Source organism: Paracoccus sediminicola (genome assembly GCF_027912835.1).
Lineage (GTDB): Bacteria > Pseudomonadota > Alphaproteobacteria > Rhodobacterales > Rhodobacteraceae > Paracoccus > Paracoccus sediminicola.
This window is the reverse complement of sequence record NZ_CP115770.1, coordinates 16,709-33,232: the sequence shown is the minus strand read 5'-3', so window position 1 is coordinate 33,232 and position 16,524 is coordinate 16,709. Positions and strand designations below refer to the sequence as shown.

Annotated in this window: 17 protein-coding genes; 2 read left to right on the top strand and 15 right to left on the bottom strand. The window is 62.2% G+C overall.

What is annotated here, in order from left to right; all coding sequences use genetic code 11:
- Positions 1 to 28 precede the first annotated feature (28 nt).
- From PAF18_RS16565 to PAF18_RS16525, 9 genes are all read right to left on the bottom strand, one after another.
- Positions 29 to 2,023 (bottom strand): type IV secretory system conjugative DNA transfer family protein, encoded by a 1,995-nt coding sequence (locus PAF18_RS16565; protein ID WP_271118313.1) that lies wholly within the window; start codon positions 2,021 to 2,023, stop codon positions 29 to 31.
- An 8-nt stretch (positions 2,024 to 2,031) separates the two neighbouring features.
- Complete coding sequence (locus PAF18_RS16560) at positions 2,032 to 4,368, bottom strand: relaxase/mobilization nuclease domain-containing protein (protein WP_271118296.1); 2,337 nt, start codon at positions 4,366 to 4,368, stop codon at positions 2,032 to 2,034.
- The gene (locus PAF18_RS16555) at positions 4,355 to 4,948 is read right to left on the bottom strand and encodes a helix-turn-helix domain-containing protein (protein ID WP_054540830.1); all 594 of its coding nucleotides are present in this window, start codon (positions 4,946 to 4,948) and stop codon (positions 4,355 to 4,357) included. The genes PAF18_RS16560 and PAF18_RS16555 overlap by 14 nt, the downstream gene beginning before the upstream one ends.
- Before the next feature lie 518 nt (positions 4,949 to 5,466).
- Positions 5,467 to 5,673 carry a hypothetical protein gene (locus PAF18_RS16550; RefSeq protein WP_271118295.1) on the bottom strand — a complete coding sequence of 69 codons (207 nt, stop codon included), beginning with the start codon at positions 5,671 to 5,673 and terminating at the stop codon, positions 5,467 to 5,469.
- 538 nt (positions 5,674 to 6,211) lie between these two features.
- The gene (locus PAF18_RS16545) at positions 6,212 to 7,141 is read right to left on the bottom strand and encodes a DUF2493 domain-containing protein (RefSeq protein ID WP_271118294.1); all 930 of its coding nucleotides are present in this window, start codon (positions 7,139 to 7,141) and stop codon (positions 6,212 to 6,214) included.
- An 858-nt stretch (positions 7,142 to 7,999) separates the two neighbouring features.
- Complete coding sequence (locus PAF18_RS16540; RefSeq protein WP_271118293.1) at positions 8,000 to 8,497, bottom strand: type II CBASS E2 protein; 498 nt, start codon at positions 8,495 to 8,497, stop codon at positions 8,000 to 8,002.
- On the bottom strand, positions 8,494 to 9,696 hold the full coding sequence (locus tag PAF18_RS16535) for a nucleotidyltransferase domain-containing protein (protein ID WP_271118292.1): 1,203 nt from the start codon (positions 9,694 to 9,696) through the stop codon (positions 8,494 to 8,496). Before PAF18_RS16535 ends, PAF18_RS16540 begins: the two co-directional genes overlap by 4 nt.
- The gene (locus PAF18_RS16530; protein ID WP_271118312.1) at positions 9,693 to 10,730 is read right to left on the bottom strand and encodes a CBASS cGAMP-activated phospholipase; all 1,038 of its coding nucleotides are present in this window, start codon (positions 10,728 to 10,730) and stop codon (positions 9,693 to 9,695) included. Before PAF18_RS16530 ends, PAF18_RS16535 begins: the two co-directional genes overlap by 4 nt.
- A 14-nt stretch (positions 10,731 to 10,744) precedes the next feature.
- A complete protein-coding gene (locus tag PAF18_RS16525) occupies positions 10,745 to 10,969 on the bottom strand; it encodes a DUF2188 domain-containing protein (RefSeq protein ID WP_271118291.1) in 225 nt (74 codons plus the stop codon).
- Between the two features lie 155 nt (positions 10,970 to 11,124).
- On the opposite strand from PAF18_RS16525, the gene PAF18_RS16520 reads away from it, so the two are divergent.
- Positions 11,125 to 12,156: a helix-turn-helix domain-containing protein gene (locus PAF18_RS16520; protein WP_271118290.1), complete on the top strand. Its 1,032-nt coding sequence runs from the start codon at positions 11,125 to 11,127 to the stop codon at positions 12,154 to 12,156.
- The gene (locus PAF18_RS16515) at positions 12,153 to 12,662 is read left to right on the top strand and encodes a PIN domain-containing protein (RefSeq protein ID WP_271118289.1); all 510 of its coding nucleotides are present in this window, start codon (positions 12,153 to 12,155) and stop codon (positions 12,660 to 12,662) included. Before PAF18_RS16520 ends, PAF18_RS16515 begins: the two co-directional genes overlap by 4 nt.
- 219 nt (positions 12,663 to 12,881) lie before the next feature.
- Here PAF18_RS16515 and PAF18_RS16510 read toward each other — a convergent pair whose 3' ends face one another.
- From PAF18_RS16510 to PAF18_RS16485, 6 genes are all read right to left on the bottom strand, one after another.
- Positions 12,882 to 13,481 (bottom strand): rhomboid family intramembrane serine protease, encoded by a 600-nt coding sequence (locus PAF18_RS16510; protein ID WP_271118311.1) that lies wholly within the window; start codon positions 13,479 to 13,481, stop codon positions 12,882 to 12,884.
- Between the two features lie 130 nt (positions 13,482 to 13,611).
- Complete coding sequence (locus PAF18_RS16505) at positions 13,612 to 14,262, bottom strand: hypothetical protein (protein ID WP_271118288.1); 651 nt, start codon at positions 14,260 to 14,262, stop codon at positions 13,612 to 13,614.
- Positions 14,263 to 14,304: 42 nt separating this feature from the next.
- On the bottom strand, positions 14,305 to 15,033 hold the full coding sequence (locus PAF18_RS16500) for a DUF736 family protein (protein ID WP_271118287.1): 729 nt from the start codon (positions 15,031 to 15,033) through the stop codon (positions 14,305 to 14,307).
- A gap of 124 nt (positions 15,034 to 15,157) precedes the next feature.
- Entirely contained in the window at positions 15,158 to 15,460 is a 303-nt protein-coding gene (locus PAF18_RS16495; protein WP_271118286.1) for a hypothetical protein, read from the bottom strand.
- A gap of 100 nt (positions 15,461 to 15,560) precedes the next feature.
- Positions 15,561 to 16,022, bottom strand: a complete 462-nt coding sequence (locus tag PAF18_RS16490) for a DUF6915 family protein (protein ID WP_271118285.1) — start codon at positions 16,020 to 16,022, stop codon at positions 15,561 to 15,563.
- 1 nt (position 16,023) lies between these two features.
- Entirely contained in the window at positions 16,024 to 16,410 is a 387-nt protein-coding gene (locus PAF18_RS16485; protein ID WP_271118284.1) for a DUF6878 family protein, read from the bottom strand.
- Positions 16,411 to 16,524: the final 114 nt, after the last annotated feature.

Here is a 16,524-nt window from a genome sequence, read left to right as displayed (position 1 = left end):
CTATGACCGTCAGACCATGCCCACCGCCCTACCGGTGAATTGGCTTTTTGCCACCCTCCTCCTGCAGCATCGCTTCCATGTCGTTCAAGCCATCGACTGCAGAGCGCATCTGCGCCTCATCATCCACTGTGTCGGAATCCGCAACCTGGCCCTCAAAATCCATCTCCATCTGCCGCTGTTCCTCTGCGACGACAGCTTGAACGACGGGTGCTGTCTTCTTTGTGGCGACATCGGTTTGCACTGAAGATTGGCCATCAGCAGCCTGGCGTGCGGCCTCAACGTCGGCCTCAGATCCGCCTGACCCGTCCGGTGGCGGCCTCATCGGCATGGCGCGCACACTTAGCGGCAGAGTGCCCTGCGGCCCCCCTCCCCCCGGCTCCGGAAACGGCAACTCGCCCGACTGTGCCGCGTGGATCGCTTTGAAGAGTCGGTCGTCGAAGTACTGGATCCGTTTTGCCCGGACAGGCATTTGCGCATCGATGACCATGACGATCTCGTCGAGCGGCAGGCGGCGGGCCTCGTCTTCGGGGAGCAACGAACTTTCTTCGGTCCGGGTCGACTGGCTGCGCCCTTCGAAGGGGTTCTTGCCGATGGACTGAGACCGCGTGACCACGGTCTTCGTGGTCTTGCCGACAGCCTTGCTCAACTCTTCGACGGTCTTTTCATCGGAGGGCGTCAGGTAGAGCTTCACGCCCGCATTCCCCTGCAAGGCGCGGCGGGTGTTCTCGCCATAGATTTCATCGAGGGCGGGGATGGTTTGGGTGACCACTGCCAGATGACCACGATAGGTCCGCAGGGTCTCGATGCTCTCGACCACGATGGGCATTTTGCCCAAGCGATTGAACTCATCGAGCATGATCATCACCGGCCAGGGCTCGTCGGGGCCGGGGTCTTTTTCCTGCATGGCGGAAAGAAGATCGGAGAAGAAGAGGCGGATCAGCGGCGCGAGCGGTTTCACCATCAGCGGCTGGACCACGAGATAGACTGAAAAGGGCTTCTTGCGGATCGTCCGGAAATCAAAGTCCGAGACTGCCGTCGCTTCATCGATGGCCGGGTTCTGCCATTGATCGAGCCCCGAGGTCATCAGGAGCGAGACGTAAGAGGTCAGCGTGTCGTTGTTGGTCGAGGCGAGCCGCGTGAAGATCAGCTTGGCGGCCCTGTTATCGACCTCATGCCCCCGCGCGAAATACTCCTTCTGCTTGTTCCCTCCGGAGGCCGCGATGCGGTAGATCTCGCCCAAGGTGGGGCGCTTGCGCTGGAAGGCCAGCAGTCCTGCCGCCACAAAGAGATCGATCCCGCCTTTGAGGAGGCCCTGCACCCGGTCATTGTCGCTTTGCAGGAAGAGCGTCGCCAGGAGCTGCAGTTCCATCTGCTGGCGCGCGGGATCTTTCAGCTCAAAGATACGCAGGAGCGGGTTGTAGCGATGCGTGCGCTTTCCCTCCCAATCGGTGGGGGCAAAGCGATAGACCTTGTCGCCTTGGGCCGCACGGTGGCGGGCCGTGGCCTCGAAACACTCCCCCTTCACATCGAGCGTCACGGCGGAGCCTTGCCAGGTCAGCAGGTTCGGAATGACGAACCCGGAGGTCTTGCCCCGGCCCGTCGGCGCCACGATCAGCGCATGCGGGAAGACCTTGGAGCAGATGTACTTGGCGCGGGACTTCGGGGAACCGAGCTTGCCGAGGATGAAGCCGGTGCCGGGCGCGCCGAAAAACCCGTTGGCCTTCATCTCGCGCGCACTCTGCCAATGGGTCTGGCCAAAGCGTGTCAGGGCGGACCCCGAGAGGGCGAGGCTCAGCATGAGGCCGGCGGCAGCGAAGCTGCCGATGATCAGGTGAATAAGTTGCGCGTCCTCCGGGCGGCGGTCCAGGATCGCCAGATAGTTCTGCGCGATATAGGCAAAGTCGATCTCGGCCCCGAAGCCGAGATCCTGGTAGGTCAGCACCGCCGAGGCGATGGTATAGCCCATGGCCCCGGTCACCAGCGTGACGAGAAGCACACCGGTCGCGATCCGCGCTTTTCCCATGGAGGCGCTCAATGGACCTGTCCCCGCTCGCTCTCGCCATCCACGTCTGTAGTGCGGTGTTTTTCATACTCGGCGTCGGCAAGTTCATCGACCACCTGGCGCAAGGCCTCGGTGTTGGCCGTCGCCGCATTGGATTGCAGGTAGACCTTGGCGACATAGAGCCGGTCGAGACGGTCCTCGAGAACCTTGTCCAGCGCATCGGCATCGCCGGATGTGAGCCGGCCCAGTTGGCGGTCATCCAACACCCGCGCGATCTCGCCGCGGAAAGCGTCCCGCTCCGCCTCGGTCTCGAAGGGCGCGGACAGCTCCCCGGCCCGCTCATGGTCCAGGACACGCACAATCTCCTCTGCAAGACGGTCGGCACGTTCATCAGACCGCATCGCCGTTTCATCGCGGGCTGCGAAAGCTTCGTCGCGTGTGCCAACCCCAATCCCGTCGCGTAACTCGGTTTCGCGGCGGACCTGATTAATGGCGTCCGTGTCCCGTATCTCGACGACAGCGGCATAGGTCGCGCCGAGCCCACGGGCGAGGTGGGACGGCATGTCCGGATAGCGCGCGCGCAAGTCATCCGCGACAGCATCCGCAACAGGCGTGCGGAGGTCGCGTCCCTCCATGATCCGGTCGACCTCGCGGGTGATCTCGCTGGCGCGGGCCGCATCGGTGATGATCTCCCTGTAGGGTTCAGACCGGTCGATCACATCGCCTGGGCGTGCGAGCAGGTCTGGGTGTGCTTCGAGATACGCGCGTTGCTCCGTCTCGATCCGGCGCTCCGCCCGTGAGACAACCTCCCAGTCCCGATCCTCGATCTGCTGCGCGGTGAGGCCGTCTGCGCGCATTTCCTGACGGATTGTCCCTTCCATCGCCCGGACTGCGCCCTCATGATAATGGAACTGCTCGCTGACCGGTTCCGCTTCCATGACACCATCCCGGCGCAGCACGTTTTCCCGTTCCAGAAGCGTGCCAAGCGCGACATGCACATCGTTGAGAATGTCGCGCGCCTGTTCCAGATCGGCGCGGCGCTCGAGGTTCAGGTTCCGCGCCTCGGCCACTTTGGAGAGATCATTGGCGATCCATTGATGCTCGAGCGCTGCATTTGACGCGCCCGTCTCGATCCGGGCCACCACTTCCGATGTGCTGATCCCGGTGCCCCGTAGTGCCGCGTCAATGCGCGATCTCAGGTCGGGCTCCCCCAGTCGCTCGCGCTGGCTGGCGTCGATATTGGCTTCGGAATAGATCCCGCCCTCCGAGGGGGTCTCTGACAGCGTGGATGATCGCAGCCCCAAGGGCTGCATGTGCTGGACCTGCGTCTGGATCTCGATGAGGCGCTTTTCCAGCACGGGACGTTCCGCGTCAGATTTTTCGGCGATCATGCCCTGGACCCGCGCGAGCTTCTCCGCATAGAGGCTTCTCAGGTCCTCGAAACTTTGATCCTCGGCCATATACACATCTCCTGTTCGGTCCACCTGCCCGCCATGCGCCAGCACCTCGCCCGCGCGAAATAGCGCCGCGGCAATATCCTCGCGGGCCTCGCGGGAGGCCTCCGTGGCAAGCGAATGGTAGACGGTTCTGGTGTTGGCGATCTCCGCCAGCGTCCGGGCTAGGTCGGTCCCAACGCGTTCCCGCTCGCGGGGCGCGCGGCCCTCGTCTTTCGCGGCGTAGACCTCGCGGGTAGGGGCTGGGTAATGTACAGCCCCGCGATCCACCCGCCGCGTGGCTTCCAGGCGCACACCATACTTTTCCGCCTCCTCGACCATGGCGAGGCGAAAATCATCATAGTTGAAGCGATGGTTGCGCCCCAGAAAGAAGAACTCGCCTTCCTGCGAACGGCGGTTCAGCACTAAATGCGCATGCGGGTGATCGCGGTCCTCATGCACCGCGATAATGTAGTCGAAATGCCCCGCGTCGGTCTGGAAGAACCGCTCGGCCACGTCCGTCGCAATGTCGCGCACATCCTCGCCGCGCGTGCCGATGGGGAACGACATGAGCATATGGGTGGTCTGTCCGAGCTTGGGCTTGAAGCCCGCATCCCACCGTTTGGCAAAGCGCTCGGTCAGGTCCTTGATGTCACCGGCCTCGAGCTTCGCCTTGCCGTCCAGAAACCCACTGCTGTCCACGATATGGGTGGACTTGGTGGTGAGGTAATCGAGCTGGTTTGCGAGCTGTGATTTGGTATGCGTACCCCCGCCCCGGATCGCCTTGAAGACCGCTGGCCGATGCCCCGCTGCCGCGCGCGTAAGCTGGGTCTGCTTGGCGACATGCAGCCCCTGCATCGAGCCCCGGACGCGGCTCCAGCCATCCCGAAAGACCTCGCCCGTGACGGCATGGACGGCATCATTCAGCCGCATGGGCAAACTCCCTCAGCGCGGCCGTGGCCCGCAGCTGCATCGCGTCTCGACGGCGGCGCAGGAGCAGATCGATCTCGTCTGCAGAATCCAGAATGAACCTCGCCAGCCCGCGCATCTGCGCAAGGCGCAATTCGGTAAACTCGGCACTCGCGCCCCCCACGGCCCCCTGCTCCCGCCGGTTGGCCCGCGTCATCTGCTTGGCAATTTGCGCGACCCCATTGCCGACCTCATGCAGCGAGGCGCGGTAGCGCGCCATCTCGGCCGCCATCTGCGCGTCCGGAACGAACACCCCGCCTGCCGCCTGAATGAGCCGCCGCAGCCCCTCGGCACGGCTCTCGATCCCGGCCTCGGCCAGCACCTCGTCGAGTGCCGCGAGCTCCGCAGCCGTGACCTTTACACTGACCGCTGAGACCGGAATTGCGGCATCCGTCTGGCGCTCGGCATCTGCCTTCAAGGTGTATTGGATCGCCCGCGGCGACACGCCGAACCGCTCCGCCAGGGCCGATGTGGTCACACCTTCCGCAGCTTCGCGAACGATCTCCATGCGTTCCGCATCTGAGAGACGTTTTGAGCGCGACATGCGAAGAAAGACCCCCTATTTCCTGCCACCTTCCACCAAGGCTGCCCCTACCTTACGATAATATAACAAGATGTCAATTATATACTTACGTCGCTTTCAGTCTCAGGCAGCCTTGGTGTCCGCTTCACGCCGCAGCCCGCAGGGGCGCGGCTCTGCCGCCCTCACCACCGGGCGACCCACCTGCCCTAAGGGTCCCGTCCGCCAGCCCCGCCCGAGGCTCTGGCCGAACACGCATGTGTTCGGACGGAACCGCGGGCGGGCGCAAACCCCACCGACAGGGCGGACAGGCAGGGTCAAGGAGGGCCAGATTTGGCTTGCCAAATCTCTGCCGCAAAAACCGGGAGGCCCTGGCCGATAGGTTTTTGTGGATGGCCCCCTTGAGGCTGACTGGCCGGTCTGTCGCGGCCTGATCATTCCGGGCGGAGTGCGTCCGTTGAACGCGCAGGGACCGGCATCCCTGGAACAGGGATCGGGCCGCCCCAAGATCGTGCTGGGGCGGCCCATCCTCGTCAGAGGATTTAGTCCTGGGGATCTTTCGCGCTCGGTGGGAACATCACCAGCTCCGAGACCGCGACCGGGAAGTCGAGCTTGAGGCTGAAGAACTCCGCGCCGTCCCCGTTGCGGGTGTTGCGGAACATCGCACCCACGCGCTGAAAACGGGTGCGCTCCTGGCCATCGGTGTCGGTGAACTTGACGGGGACGGTGGCGACGTAGTGGTTGGTCATTTGGGTTACTCCTTGTTGCGATGGGGATCATCCAGCACGGGGGCAAGAGGCCCGGTCGCAAGCGCAAATGCGGAGGGTCCGCGGCCAGCCGTGGAAGCCGTATTTGTGCTTGCCGAAGCGGGAGCGGAGGGCACGGACGGGCCGACCCCGTGCGATCCACATCTATGAGCAAAAAGGAGTGATCCGGATGACCCTTGCCATCACGCAGCCGCCACCTTCCGCGTCCGCGTCCCGCCGAGCCTGGCCGGGGTGCTGACGGAGCCCGCCCGCGTGGATGCGATGTTCCGAAACACGCCCCGAGGGACGTGCAGGTCTTCAGCCTCATGTGCGACGTCTCGACCCCTCGCGTCTTGCGCTGCTGACGATGTGCGTCATGGGCTCACCATCCCCATCCCGTACCGATGCGGATGGGCCGCACTCTGACGGACTGGGTAGAGGGATGGCAGTGCCGGCCGCTGCAGACTGCCGATCACGCATGACCGATCGCACGCGCCATGAGACATGACGAAAGGGCCGCGCCAAGCGCGGCCCCCTCTCTTCAATCCTGCGACGCCTTCTTCGCCGGGTCAGCAACCCGCATGACCGTCAGGCCTTTCGCTTCCGCCTTCTGCCCGAGGTTCAGCGCGACCCCGTTGCCACCGAAGAGAACAACCCCCGTCGCCGCGAACTTGTCGTCCAGCATTTCGTCGTTGCACTTGAACGGTGCCGCCCGCCCATGCGCGGACCAGCGAGGATCAAAGCGCGCCTGCGCGACCCCGCGTGCCCGGGCCCACCGAGCCGCAATCATCTCCGCCCCGTGCTTGCCACCCTTGTGGCAGAGGAAGATCTCCTGATTGCGGTTCTGCTTGATGCGTTCGCGAACCTTGTCGAGCGTGTTGAAGATCACATCGACATCGGTCCAGTCGGTGGCGCCTGAGACGATCAGGGGAACCCCCTCAACTTTCGATTTCTCGGCAGTCTCGCGGTCGTGCTGCTCCAGGAGCTGCCGTGCCTCGAAGACCGCCCCGGTCTCTTGCGCCCGGACGCTTGCGCGGGAGCCTGCCGCCGGGATGAAGGCGTGGCCCGTTTCAATCTCGTAGCATTCCGCCGCCGCCTCGCTCATCACCTCGATGGCGCTGACGATCTCGCGCAGCTGCACGAAGCGGGCCTGCGCCTCTTCGAGCGCGGTCTCGGCGATCTCCGATCCGTCGTGGGATTTTGCCAGCGCGCCGATCTTGTCGGCGGTGCGGTCGACCTCCTTGCCAAGCGCCACATTGCGCCGCTGCAGGATCGTCGCGAGCCCATGGGCCAGCGGTTCGATTTCGGCTTCAAGCCCGGTCCCGCGCAGCTGACCGAGCAAAGCCTCGAAGCTCTCGCGGATGATGTGGTCGGTCAGGACGTGATCCTCCGGGATCGGGAGCTGCGCGTCCCTCTCGGTCAGCCCGAAAAGTTCGATGGTCTCGTAGGTGTTTGCGGTGTCGTAAGCCATGTCTGGTCTCCAGTGTTCGGTTATAGAGCCACCACGTGAGTGTGGGGGCATGGCCGAATGTCTGGTTTCCGAATCTGCCCGGGTCAGGGACGGCGCAGCCGCCGGCTTGCCGGGCGCAAAAGTTTTCCGCGCGCAGCACCCGACACATGCGCGCGCTCGCGCACGGGACCGCCCCCGCCACAGGCCCCGCCCTCGCCGAAAAGTTTTGCGATCCTTGACGCGGGCTGATTTGGGGGCCATCCGGAGGATATGCTTCCGCGCTCATGTGTGTGTGTTTTGACGGCAGGTTTGCCCGACCCGAGCAGGCAAACGGCCCGACCGGACGCGGAAGACGGATGAAGCGGCGGGATCGTTTTGGTCTCAGGCCAAAACAGACCAGAGCGCAATCCGGCGGAGCGGCCGGGGAGGGACGTGCTCGCGAGGCGGGCAAACCGGGATGCCGGGTGCGACGCCGCGGTGAGGCCGCATGGCCGAATGCGCGACGGACCGAAGGGCCGTTCTCCCCTGCGACACGCGAAGCCGAGCAGGGGAGGCCGTAAGGCTCTGGCCACGGTTGATGTGCAGGGACTACGCTGCCGACTATAGGGATTGCTTGTCCAGGCATTCGACGTGATCGGCGGACTCCAGACCTTCGCCATAGCTGCGAACCGTTCATGCGTCGGGGTCAAAAGCTGACATTCAACCCATGACGAACGTGGGGATCAAGCGGCGCTGCCGCAGGTCGGCTGTGAGCCCTCCTTTGCCGTTCGGCGGAGCGCAGCGAACGGCTGCTCCCGCGATCAGCCACAAACGTGCCGAAACGAGTTGGGTTTGCCCGGGGGTTCTGACTGTGCTAGCGTGATGCATGCGCTGAAGTGCTCAACGAGGGACAGAAATCACCCTTGAGGGTCGGGCCACCGCCCTGCGCAGCGCCCGGTTTCCAGCAGGTACTGGTTCGTCACCGGGGTGTCGTCCTTCACCTTTCCAGTCGTCAGACCAAAGCCAGTCCTCGAAATAGTAGAGCCAGAGGTAGGTCCACGGAATGACTGTCTGGTCGATCCGCTTTCGTGCCTCCCACTCACGTGTTCCCGGAAGATAGAGGCAAAGACGAAGCGGATCCCTGTAAACATGAGGCAAAGGTCGCCCGTCTGCGAGCAGTTCAAGGTCCGGATCGTCTATCTGAACGTCGGGCGTTTGACCCGGTCGATACGTGACGGTGGCAAGATAGGAGCGCGCCAAGGCGGTCGGCTGTATGGGCACTTGCCATGTCAGCTTGTTTGTGCGGACCGTTCCCCCACCTCCGATTGCCGGGTTGGCCTTCAGAAACAGCAGTTGCTGTGACAGGGTCAGGTCCTGATTTCGGCCGGATCTCTTCATTGGTCGCCGAAGAACGTGTTGGCGGGAACGGCCGTTGATGCGGCGACCTGTGATGTCGTCAACCCGATCAGCGGTGCGACGGAAAGCAGGCCTGATTTGCGGCCATCCGACACCGCATTGATGCGTTTTCCGAGAACCCGTCCGGTGACACCGGGGCCGAACGAACGCTCCATGTTCAAAGACAAACGGTCCTGACCAACCGCATCACGAAGAGCCTCGAAGTCAGAAAAGGCTTGTGCGTGCCACGCGTAGAATGCCGAAGCGCACCGCGCATCCTTGTTCCAGTTGTCCGCGAAATTTTCCCCATCGGTTGTCTCGTTCAGGATGGCATAGCTCTGTTGTCCGTCCAGAATGGGGCGCTCGATGAAGTGCGGCATCATCCGGATCGTTTCGACCACCACATCCATCTCGTCCTCGAAGACATGCCGCCGCACGCAATACGCATAAGCCTGCATCGCGAGCGTGGTGATGATGATCGAAATCGGGGCGACGTCTTCCGTGCTGTCTTCATAGAAAACGTCCCGGTGCCGTTTGAGCAATTGGACGATGCGGCGAAGGATGCCCTTCACTGCTTCTCTAACGGGGAACGGCTCTACCGTCGCCTCATCCCGCTGCATGGCGACAAGCTTGCCGGCAAAGGTGGGGCGAAGTGCAGCACGCTCATCGAACAGGGTCTTGTAGGCCCGCGGGTTTGTCGGATGCCACGCCTTCAAAGCTCGGTCGGGCACCAGTTCACCCCGGTTGAAGCAGGCCGGGTTCGCGATGGTCGGGGACAGGTCGAGGTGGAAATCCCCCGCATAGTTGAGACGCCAGCAGCGCTTCTTTTCTTCGAGAAGCCGCACGTAGGTCGCGTGTTCCTTCAACCGGTTGCCAACCGCCGCCTTCAGGACCTCCGGGGAGATGCTGGACGCGATACCTGCACAGAAGCATATCAGATCGACATCGAATTCCCGGCGCCCGATCGGTTTCACGGCCGTTCCGAGCGCGCTGGACCCGTGAAGGTAGACCATGACGCTGACAAGCAGCGGATCGGTCGATCCCGACAACCAGTCCCCAACCGCACCATAGCTCTGGCGGGCACGATCAAACTGGGTTTCAGTGAGATCCAGATCTTCGCCAATCTCGTCCAATATAGTGAATATCTGCGTGCGCCGACGAATATCGTTGTCGGTCAGCGGCTGTCGCAACATCTGGTTCATGCCGCGTCCTCCTTGAGTTGATGGACCGGCACGAAGGCATCGGCGGGTTTTGTAAAGAAGATCGGGGTCAGGTGGGGCTTCGCCTTTCGGGCTTCCGACATGCCGAGGCCCTTGAGGCGGCCGATCTTCGTGGTGTCGTCCAAAGTGAAAAACCCACTCGGGACGGACGGCGAGACGCGGTAGATGCGATCCCCGTCGTAAGGGTGACCCGTCAGGAGCTTTGCCATGCCGAGGGCGCCGTGTGATTGCCCATCCGCGTAGAGGTTGAGGACTTTGAGGCCGAGCCCTGCAAAACCCGGGCTTTCGGGCAGCATGTAGACCTCATCCAAGCAACCCAGGCTCAAAATGCGGAGGTCTGACGGATGCCACCCCAGAAGGGTGATGGCTTCGACGACGGCAATGGCCGTGGGGTTGTTGGCCCAAGTTCCACCATCGGTCAGGCCGATGTCATCGACCGTGCGATGCCGCTTGAAATACGTGGGCGCGGCCGCCGTGGCCAGAGCGGCATCCAGCGCAGTCTTGCGATAATCCGTTTGCAGGCGTGTGTGATGCGCGGTCTTGTAAATATAGGGGCTTCGGAGATCGGCATCCCATGCCGGGATCACCAACCGGGTCTGTGATTGCCCGATCAGATCGTCGTTCACGACGGCCCTCAGCTCCCGGGCAAGAATTGCCGCATCGTGCTTTGGTCCGACAGCGTGTCGGCCTGTAGCGGTGAGGGTGCGCCAAGCCCTCCGCATCCAGCCCGGCACCTCAACATCCGCATTGTCTTGGCCGAAGATGACAGGCCCGCGACGCTCGTAAAGCTCCAGCAGCTCTTTTGCGGTGCGACCGAGGCCCAGGCCCAGTGCGATGATGCCACCGGTCGACGTGCCGGCGATCAGATCAAAATAGCGCCCGATGGGCTCGCCCAAGTCTTCCTCGAGTCCCGCGAGGAAGGCAGCAGGCATTGTGCCCTTGATCCCGCCACCATCGATGGAGAGGATACGCCGTATTTGCCTGTTACTCTCGCGGCTGCTCATCCGAACGTCCATCCCGCTTTTGCCCATCAGCCTTTCGGCGGATAAGGGTCCTTGCCATATGTGTTGCGTTCACGAATGCGGCCGTTCTCGCCATGGATCAGCATTTCGCTGCCTTGCCGGATCGCGACTTCACGTGCCGCGCTGATCGCCTCACGCTGCGTGCCGTGAACTGAGGTGGCGCGCCCGTTACCTTCACCCCTGACAGCCCATCCGCTCGCATGAGGCACAACATGTTGATTTTTCTTGGTCATTTTGGCTTTTGTACCCCTATTTTCATTGACGCTTTGTCAACCTTGTGTTTATATATACACAAAGATATGGCGTTTATCAACCGCCGTGAAGTCGATGGGAGAGAACCATGTTCGGACAAAGGCTCAGGCTTGCCCGCAAGCAGGCAGGATTATCTATGCAGGCACTCGCAGAGAGCGTGACCCCGGGCGTTTCTGCGCAGGCCATCAGCAAATACGAGGCAGACAAGATGATGCCGTCGTCGGGCGTGCTGGTCGGCCTAAGCAAGTCCCTCGGGGTGTCGCTGGACTTCCTGATGGGCGGTCAGGTGGAGGCGCTTCAGTCCCTTGAATGGCGCAAAACCTCCAACGCCTCGGCACAGGATCGCGCCAAGGCTGAAGCGGTCGTGATCGGGAAGTTGGAAGACTACCTCGCCATCGAGGACATTCTTGGCCTTCACCCGTCGGATGATCCCTTTGCGGAAATCCGGATCGACCATGTCGAGAGCGATGTCACCCTCGACAAAAAGGCGATGGAAGTTCGGGCGAAATGGCAGTTAGGGATAGATCCGATCCCCAGCATGACCGTGCTGCTCGAGGACAAGGGGCTGAAGGTCATCGAGACCGATCTGCCGGAACGGATCAACGGCATGGCATGCCATGTCGAGCGGGCAAATCGCCCACGAACCGAAGTGATCGTTGTCGCGCGCCAGACCAATGTCGAGCGCAAGCGATTCAACCTAGCACACGAGCTGGCTCATCGGATCATCGACGGGACCGGCAATCCATCGATGCGCCTGGAGCCGGCGATGAACCGTTTCGCAGGGGCTTTTCTGATACCCGCAGAGCACCTCACCGCCATGACTGGTGAGCACCCGCGTAGTGTCACCTATCACGAGATCATGCGGCTCAAACAGACCTATGGCGTTTCAGCCGCAGCGATGCTTATGCGGCTTCGCCAGGTCGGCGTTCTGTCAGAAGCAGCTGTAGAATATGCCTTCAAGACTTACGCCCGCAAATGGCGAACCGTTGAACCCGAGCCGATCAAAGAGGGAGAGGGGTTTGCGGCGTTCGAGGCCCCTCAACGCTTTCAGCGTCTGGTCTGGCGTGCCCTTGGCGAAGAACTGATTTCCCCGGTCCGTGCGGCGCAGATGCTTGGTCTGCCCCTGAACATCATAGAACGTGAAATCCGGGGGCCGCGCGAACATTGACCTGCATTGTCGTCAACGACGCGTCATGCCTGATCGACCTCCGCAAGGGGCAGTTGCTTCATGTCCTTCTGCAGCTGCCCTACCAGTTCATAGTGCCCTTGCCGATCCGCTTGGAAGAGCTGCTCGACTTCACACCACAGGAATGGCGTATGCTCGAGGATGGAGGTCTGGCGACATATGACCTGCCCGGTGAGGAGGTCGCCGAGGTGTTTGCGATCAAGCGGGAGCACAGCGGTCTTTCGGCGAACGACTGTTTTGCATTGGTGACCGCGACTTGTCACGAGAACGGGATTTTGCTGACAGGCGACGCGAACCTGCGGAAGGTTGCCGTTGCGCGCAGTGTGCGGGTGCATGGCGTGCTCTGGATCATCGACGAATTGCGTGCGGCCGACGTTTGCGAAGCCGACCTGCTGATCTCGGCCCTTGAGCTTTGGCGGGATGACCGCACTGTGTTCCTGCCCCCGGCCGAAATCGAAAAACGCCTGCACTTTCTCCGCAGGTCCTGACATAGTAACGGATCCGATGGTCGTTTGCCCCGCCCCGGTCCTGAGCCACCGTTTCTGTCCTGCTCCTCCGAAGCTGCCGCCTGCCATACAACGGCTATATCTCGCATGGTCGAGACCGCCCTTTCGGTTTCGATGCAGAAAGGATGAACGGTCGCTTTGGTGAACCGCATTGGCAAAGCCAACCGTCCGCAATGGGCAGACCACGTCGGGCGTACTGCTTCATTCCAGATCGACGTCGCCCAAGCGTGGCGCATGGACATGCGTTCGGACCAGTAACGCCGCGGCCACGCCCGCGATGACACCGAAGAGATGCGCTTCCCACGACACACCGGGTTGGCCCGGAAGAACACCCCAGAGAATGGAGCCATAGAGGACACCGACCACCAATGCCGCGCCCAGCGTGGTCAATGAGCGATCCACGAAGCCGCGCGCGACGAGGAAGCCGAACCAGCCGAAGACGAGCCCTGACGCACCGATATGGATGGCGGAGCTTCCGAACAGCCAGACGAGACCACCGCCGAGGCCGATCACCACGGCGTTCACAGGCAGCAAGGCTCGCGTGGTCGTGGCCACCAGCAGCCCACCCATCACCAAGAGCGGCGGCGTATTGGCCATAAGGTGCGCGAAGCTTCCATGCAGGAGGGGCATGGTGATGACACCATCCAATCCGCTGACGTGCCGGGGGCTCAGGCCGAAGGCCGGGTTCAAGCCGTAGCCGGTGATCCAATTGACGACCTGGACCGCCCAGAGCAGTGCGACAAAAGCGGCAAGCGCCGCGGCGCGCCGCAAGAAGGCGCGCATGTGATCCCGGTTCATCATGTTGGCGACAGTAGACGTCACCACAGCACCTTCAACGGCTTTCGCACGCTGCACAGGATGCCACCTCCAGGAAAGGGGGTTCGAGGCGGCCAACTTCGGTACGGCTCAAGCCAAGAGAATGGCTCCGATCTTACACGGTGTTCCCCGGGCGAAAGGGCTGCGGTTCACGCTCGGGGCGCTTCAGGGCTTCGGCATACTTGCGGGAATTGTCATCGATCGTGCTGTGCCACAGCTTCGAGACAAACGCCCGAGCGTCTTGGACCGTCATATCGTTCAGCGATGAGGACAACGCCATGAAAAGCTCATCCCTGCTGATCGCAGCGGCACTGTGCATAGCGTCCGCGTAAAATGAAGGGTCGTTCAGGACCTGTTCGCTCAGCGGCATCAGCGCAAGGTTCTCCTCCGGGATCGCCATGAAGATCGTGTCCTGCAGGTCGGTCAGATACGCACGCCGCGAGGTGGATACCGACTTTCCTGCTGCCTTGGCGTCCAAATACGCCTGCCGGTTCTTGTCGAGCTTCGCCGTTGCATGGGACATGATGACGGCGCGCTGTCGGGCGGGTAGCGCAAATGCGGTGCAGCGCTCGATATGGGCGAGGAGATCTGCAACCTCTGCCTCAACATCAAAGCTCTCGAACCATGGAACCGTCCCTGATCTAGCCGCCACGCGCCCGCCCTCGATATTGCGATAATATATTATTGTATCGCATTTACACCAGATCGCAAGCGGGTGACGTCCTTCACGCAAACGGACATGGAAAAAGGGGAACCGTGGTCCCACGGCTCCCCCTTTCGGTTCAGATCGTCTAATCTCGCGCGTTGATCACGCGACCAGCGACAGCCCCGTGCCCGCGTCCTGCGGCTGCTCACCGCTGTCGATGAACGGGATGATCGAGAAAGTCTGCCCGCCGCGCTGTTCTTCGTTCTGCACGGCGTTGACGCGCAGATCGCCGTCGGGTGTGTTGATCAGCAGCGACAGGTAGTCGTTGCCGGTCCGGCTGCTCTTCGCCATCCAGGCCGAGCCGACCCGGATCGGCTTGCCGCGGGGCGAGCTGACCTCGATCCGGTAATCGGGGTGGGTCTCCTCGGATTTGTAGCTGTTCTCGATCAGCATGAACTCCAGATCGAACATCATGTTGGCGATGTAGCCGGTGAAGGCGTTGTCGGCGTCCATGGCGGTGAGCTCGCCCGAGATCGAGCCGGATTTCATCAGGCCGTTCGAGACCAGCGGGATGATCTCAAATTCGCCGCTTTGGGCCGCGCGCGCCTCTTTCGTCTGCACCGCGTTGACCCGGAACGGACCCAAGCCGACATCGATCTGCATCGAGATGTAGGGGTTGCCGCTGGTATTGCCGGTCTCGTTCCAGGCCGTGCCGATGCGCACCTTGCGGCCTGATTTGTTGACTGCCGTCACGTCAAAATCCGGGCTGCGTTCAGACATCCTGGCCCGCGCCTCCAACTGGATGGCGATGTCAAAGCGCGTCGAGTGGATCATGCCGGTGTACTGAGCGGCTGCGGTCTCGACATTGCGGGTGAGGGTTCCTGCGAACATGGGATGGTTCCTTTTGGATTGGCCGGTGCCTGACGTTTTTGCCAACGCATCCGGGATTGCTTTCTCGACCCCTTGAGGGATCACAAATCAGAAAGCCTGCTTTCCTTTCAGCCCCGCCCACGGGTCAAAGCTGCCGTCCGGGTGGGAATGCCCCCGCGCCTCCGGGTGCTACGCCCCTCCCCTGCCCGTCTGGTCTTGATTGGTTGCCCGGATTTTCTGCGGCGTCCTTCGATTGCGCGACGAAGAACTCCGTTTCTTTTCCGTTCAACTGGTGCCCGCCCCGGTCGGTCAGACCGATGCAGCTACCATTCGGCACATAGGTGATGAGGTACTGACCGAGCCGGTCCTTGTGGACAACGTAGCCGGTATTCGCCCAATGCAAGGTCTGGCCGGCATCAACGGCCGCCTTGATTTCATCGAGTTTCATGCGAACCTCCTCAAGAAGAATGGTGGGGAAACGACGCAAGAAGCCCGGTCGTCCAACCGGGCTTCCATGCAGCATTTGTTTGGCCAACGGCCGAGAGCTGTCAGGCACCTTGCGTGGCTTGCGTCGCGCGCGCCGCCATCCAATCCTTCAGGCCAAGAACCGTTCTTCCGGCGGCGACCTCGGAGGCCCAGGCAACCCTTGGGTCGCCGCAGGGCTCATCGCCGGAATGCCGGTCGATGTGGCCATTGGCCATCCATGGCTCAGGCTGTATCCGTCGCAGCCAGTCCGCCATGCTCGGGATGCGGCCCTGGCAGTCTTCACGGATATGCTGCTCGCCGATCCAGCGCACGGGGATGTCGCGGCCCGCACTATTGGTCAGTGTCAGGCCAAAAACCCGTTCGGCCTCAAACAGGCCTTGCGCATGGTGACGCATGGCGCGGTGCGTGAAGAGCGCGAGGTGCTCTTTCGAGGCATCGAACCAATCGTGCACAGCCTGATAGTCAGACGGCACCCCGCCGAATTTCCGGGCAGAGCTTTCAGCATGATGAAGCGGATGGGCCATCTCAAAGCCCCTCGTCATAGCTGTGCGAGCATTCGACATAGCGGTCCGCGTGATCGAGGATGATGCTGTCTAGTGCTATGTCCCAGGTCAGCGTGCCATAGCCGCCCTCGTTGTTTTCGAACCCCGGGTGATGGTGATAGGCGAGCGACCAGCCGAAGTCGCCAACCTCTGTGGCAAGCGCCTCCGGCAGTTGGACCTCTGCAGGCTGCACCGTCACATCCTCGACATTGCCGGAGTCGCCATACCCTTCGTATTCGGCAGTGACCTCGCTGATGCCAAGCGCACGTAGTTGCGCGAGCAGCTCCGTTCGGGATGCCTTCAATGTGGTTTCGCGCTCTGCACGCCACTGAGCCGCCATTGCGGCATAGTCGATCTGGGGATTGGTCATGGGTCTGTCCTCTTGTCTGAATTTGGGGGGCCGGGCGTGGCATTGGTCTGCCCGCGCCCGGAAAGCGCAGTCCGGGCAAACCCCGATCCGCGACGCCCGACCGAAAGCTCGCTT

Coding starts and splice junctions, on each gene's coding strand:
- PAF18_RS16545 (WP_271118294.1), bottom strand. CDS start 7,141: ATGGCTTACGACACCGCAAACACCTACGAGACCATCGAACTTTTCGGG.
- PAF18_RS16500 (WP_271118287.1), bottom strand. CDS start 15,033: ATGTTCGCAGGAACCCTCACCCGCAATGTCGAGACCGCAGCCGCTCAG.
- PAF18_RS16555 (WP_054540830.1), bottom strand. CDS start 4,948: ATGTCGCGCTCAAAACGTCTCTCAGATGCGGAACGCATGGAGATCGTT.
- PAF18_RS16560 (WP_271118296.1), bottom strand. CDS start 4,368: ATGCGGCTGAATGATGCCGTCCATGCCGTCACGGGCGAGGTCTTTCGG.
- PAF18_RS16540 (WP_271118293.1), bottom strand. CDS start 8,497: ATGAAGAGATCCGGCCGAAATCAGGACCTGACCCTGTCACAGCAACTG.
- PAF18_RS16485 (WP_271118284.1), bottom strand. CDS start 16,410: ATGACCAATCCCCAGATCGACTATGCCGCAATGGCGGCTCAGTGGCGT.
- PAF18_RS16510 (WP_271118311.1), bottom strand. CDS start 13,481: ATGATGAACCGGGATCACATGCGCGCCTTCTTGCGGCGCGCCGCGGCG.
- PAF18_RS16490 (WP_271118285.1), bottom strand. CDS start 16,022: ATGGCCCATCCGCTTCATCATGCTGAAAGCTCTGCCCGGAAATTCGGC.
- PAF18_RS16495 (WP_271118286.1), bottom strand. CDS start 15,460: ATGAAACTCGATGAAATCAAGGCGGCCGTTGATGCCGGCCAGACCTTG.
- PAF18_RS16550 (WP_271118295.1), bottom strand. CDS start 5,673: ATGACCAACCACTACGTCGCCACCGTCCCCGTCAAGTTCACCGACACC.
- PAF18_RS16520 (WP_271118290.1), top strand. CDS start 11,125: ATGCAGGCACTCGCAGAGAGCGTGACCCCGGGCGTTTCTGCGCAGGCC.
- PAF18_RS16530 (WP_271118312.1), bottom strand. CDS start 10,730: ATGGACGTTCGGATGAGCAGCCGCGAGAGTAACAGGCAAATACGGCGT.
- PAF18_RS16525 (WP_271118291.1), bottom strand. CDS start 10,969: ATGACCAAGAAAAATCAACATGTTGTGCCTCATGCGAGCGGATGGGCT.
- PAF18_RS16565 (WP_271118313.1), bottom strand. CDS start 2,023: ATGGGAAAAGCGCGGATCGCGACCGGTGTGCTTCTCGTCACGCTGGTG.
- PAF18_RS16535 (WP_271118292.1), bottom strand. CDS start 9,696: ATGAACCAGATGTTGCGACAGCCGCTGACCGACAACGATATTCGTCGG.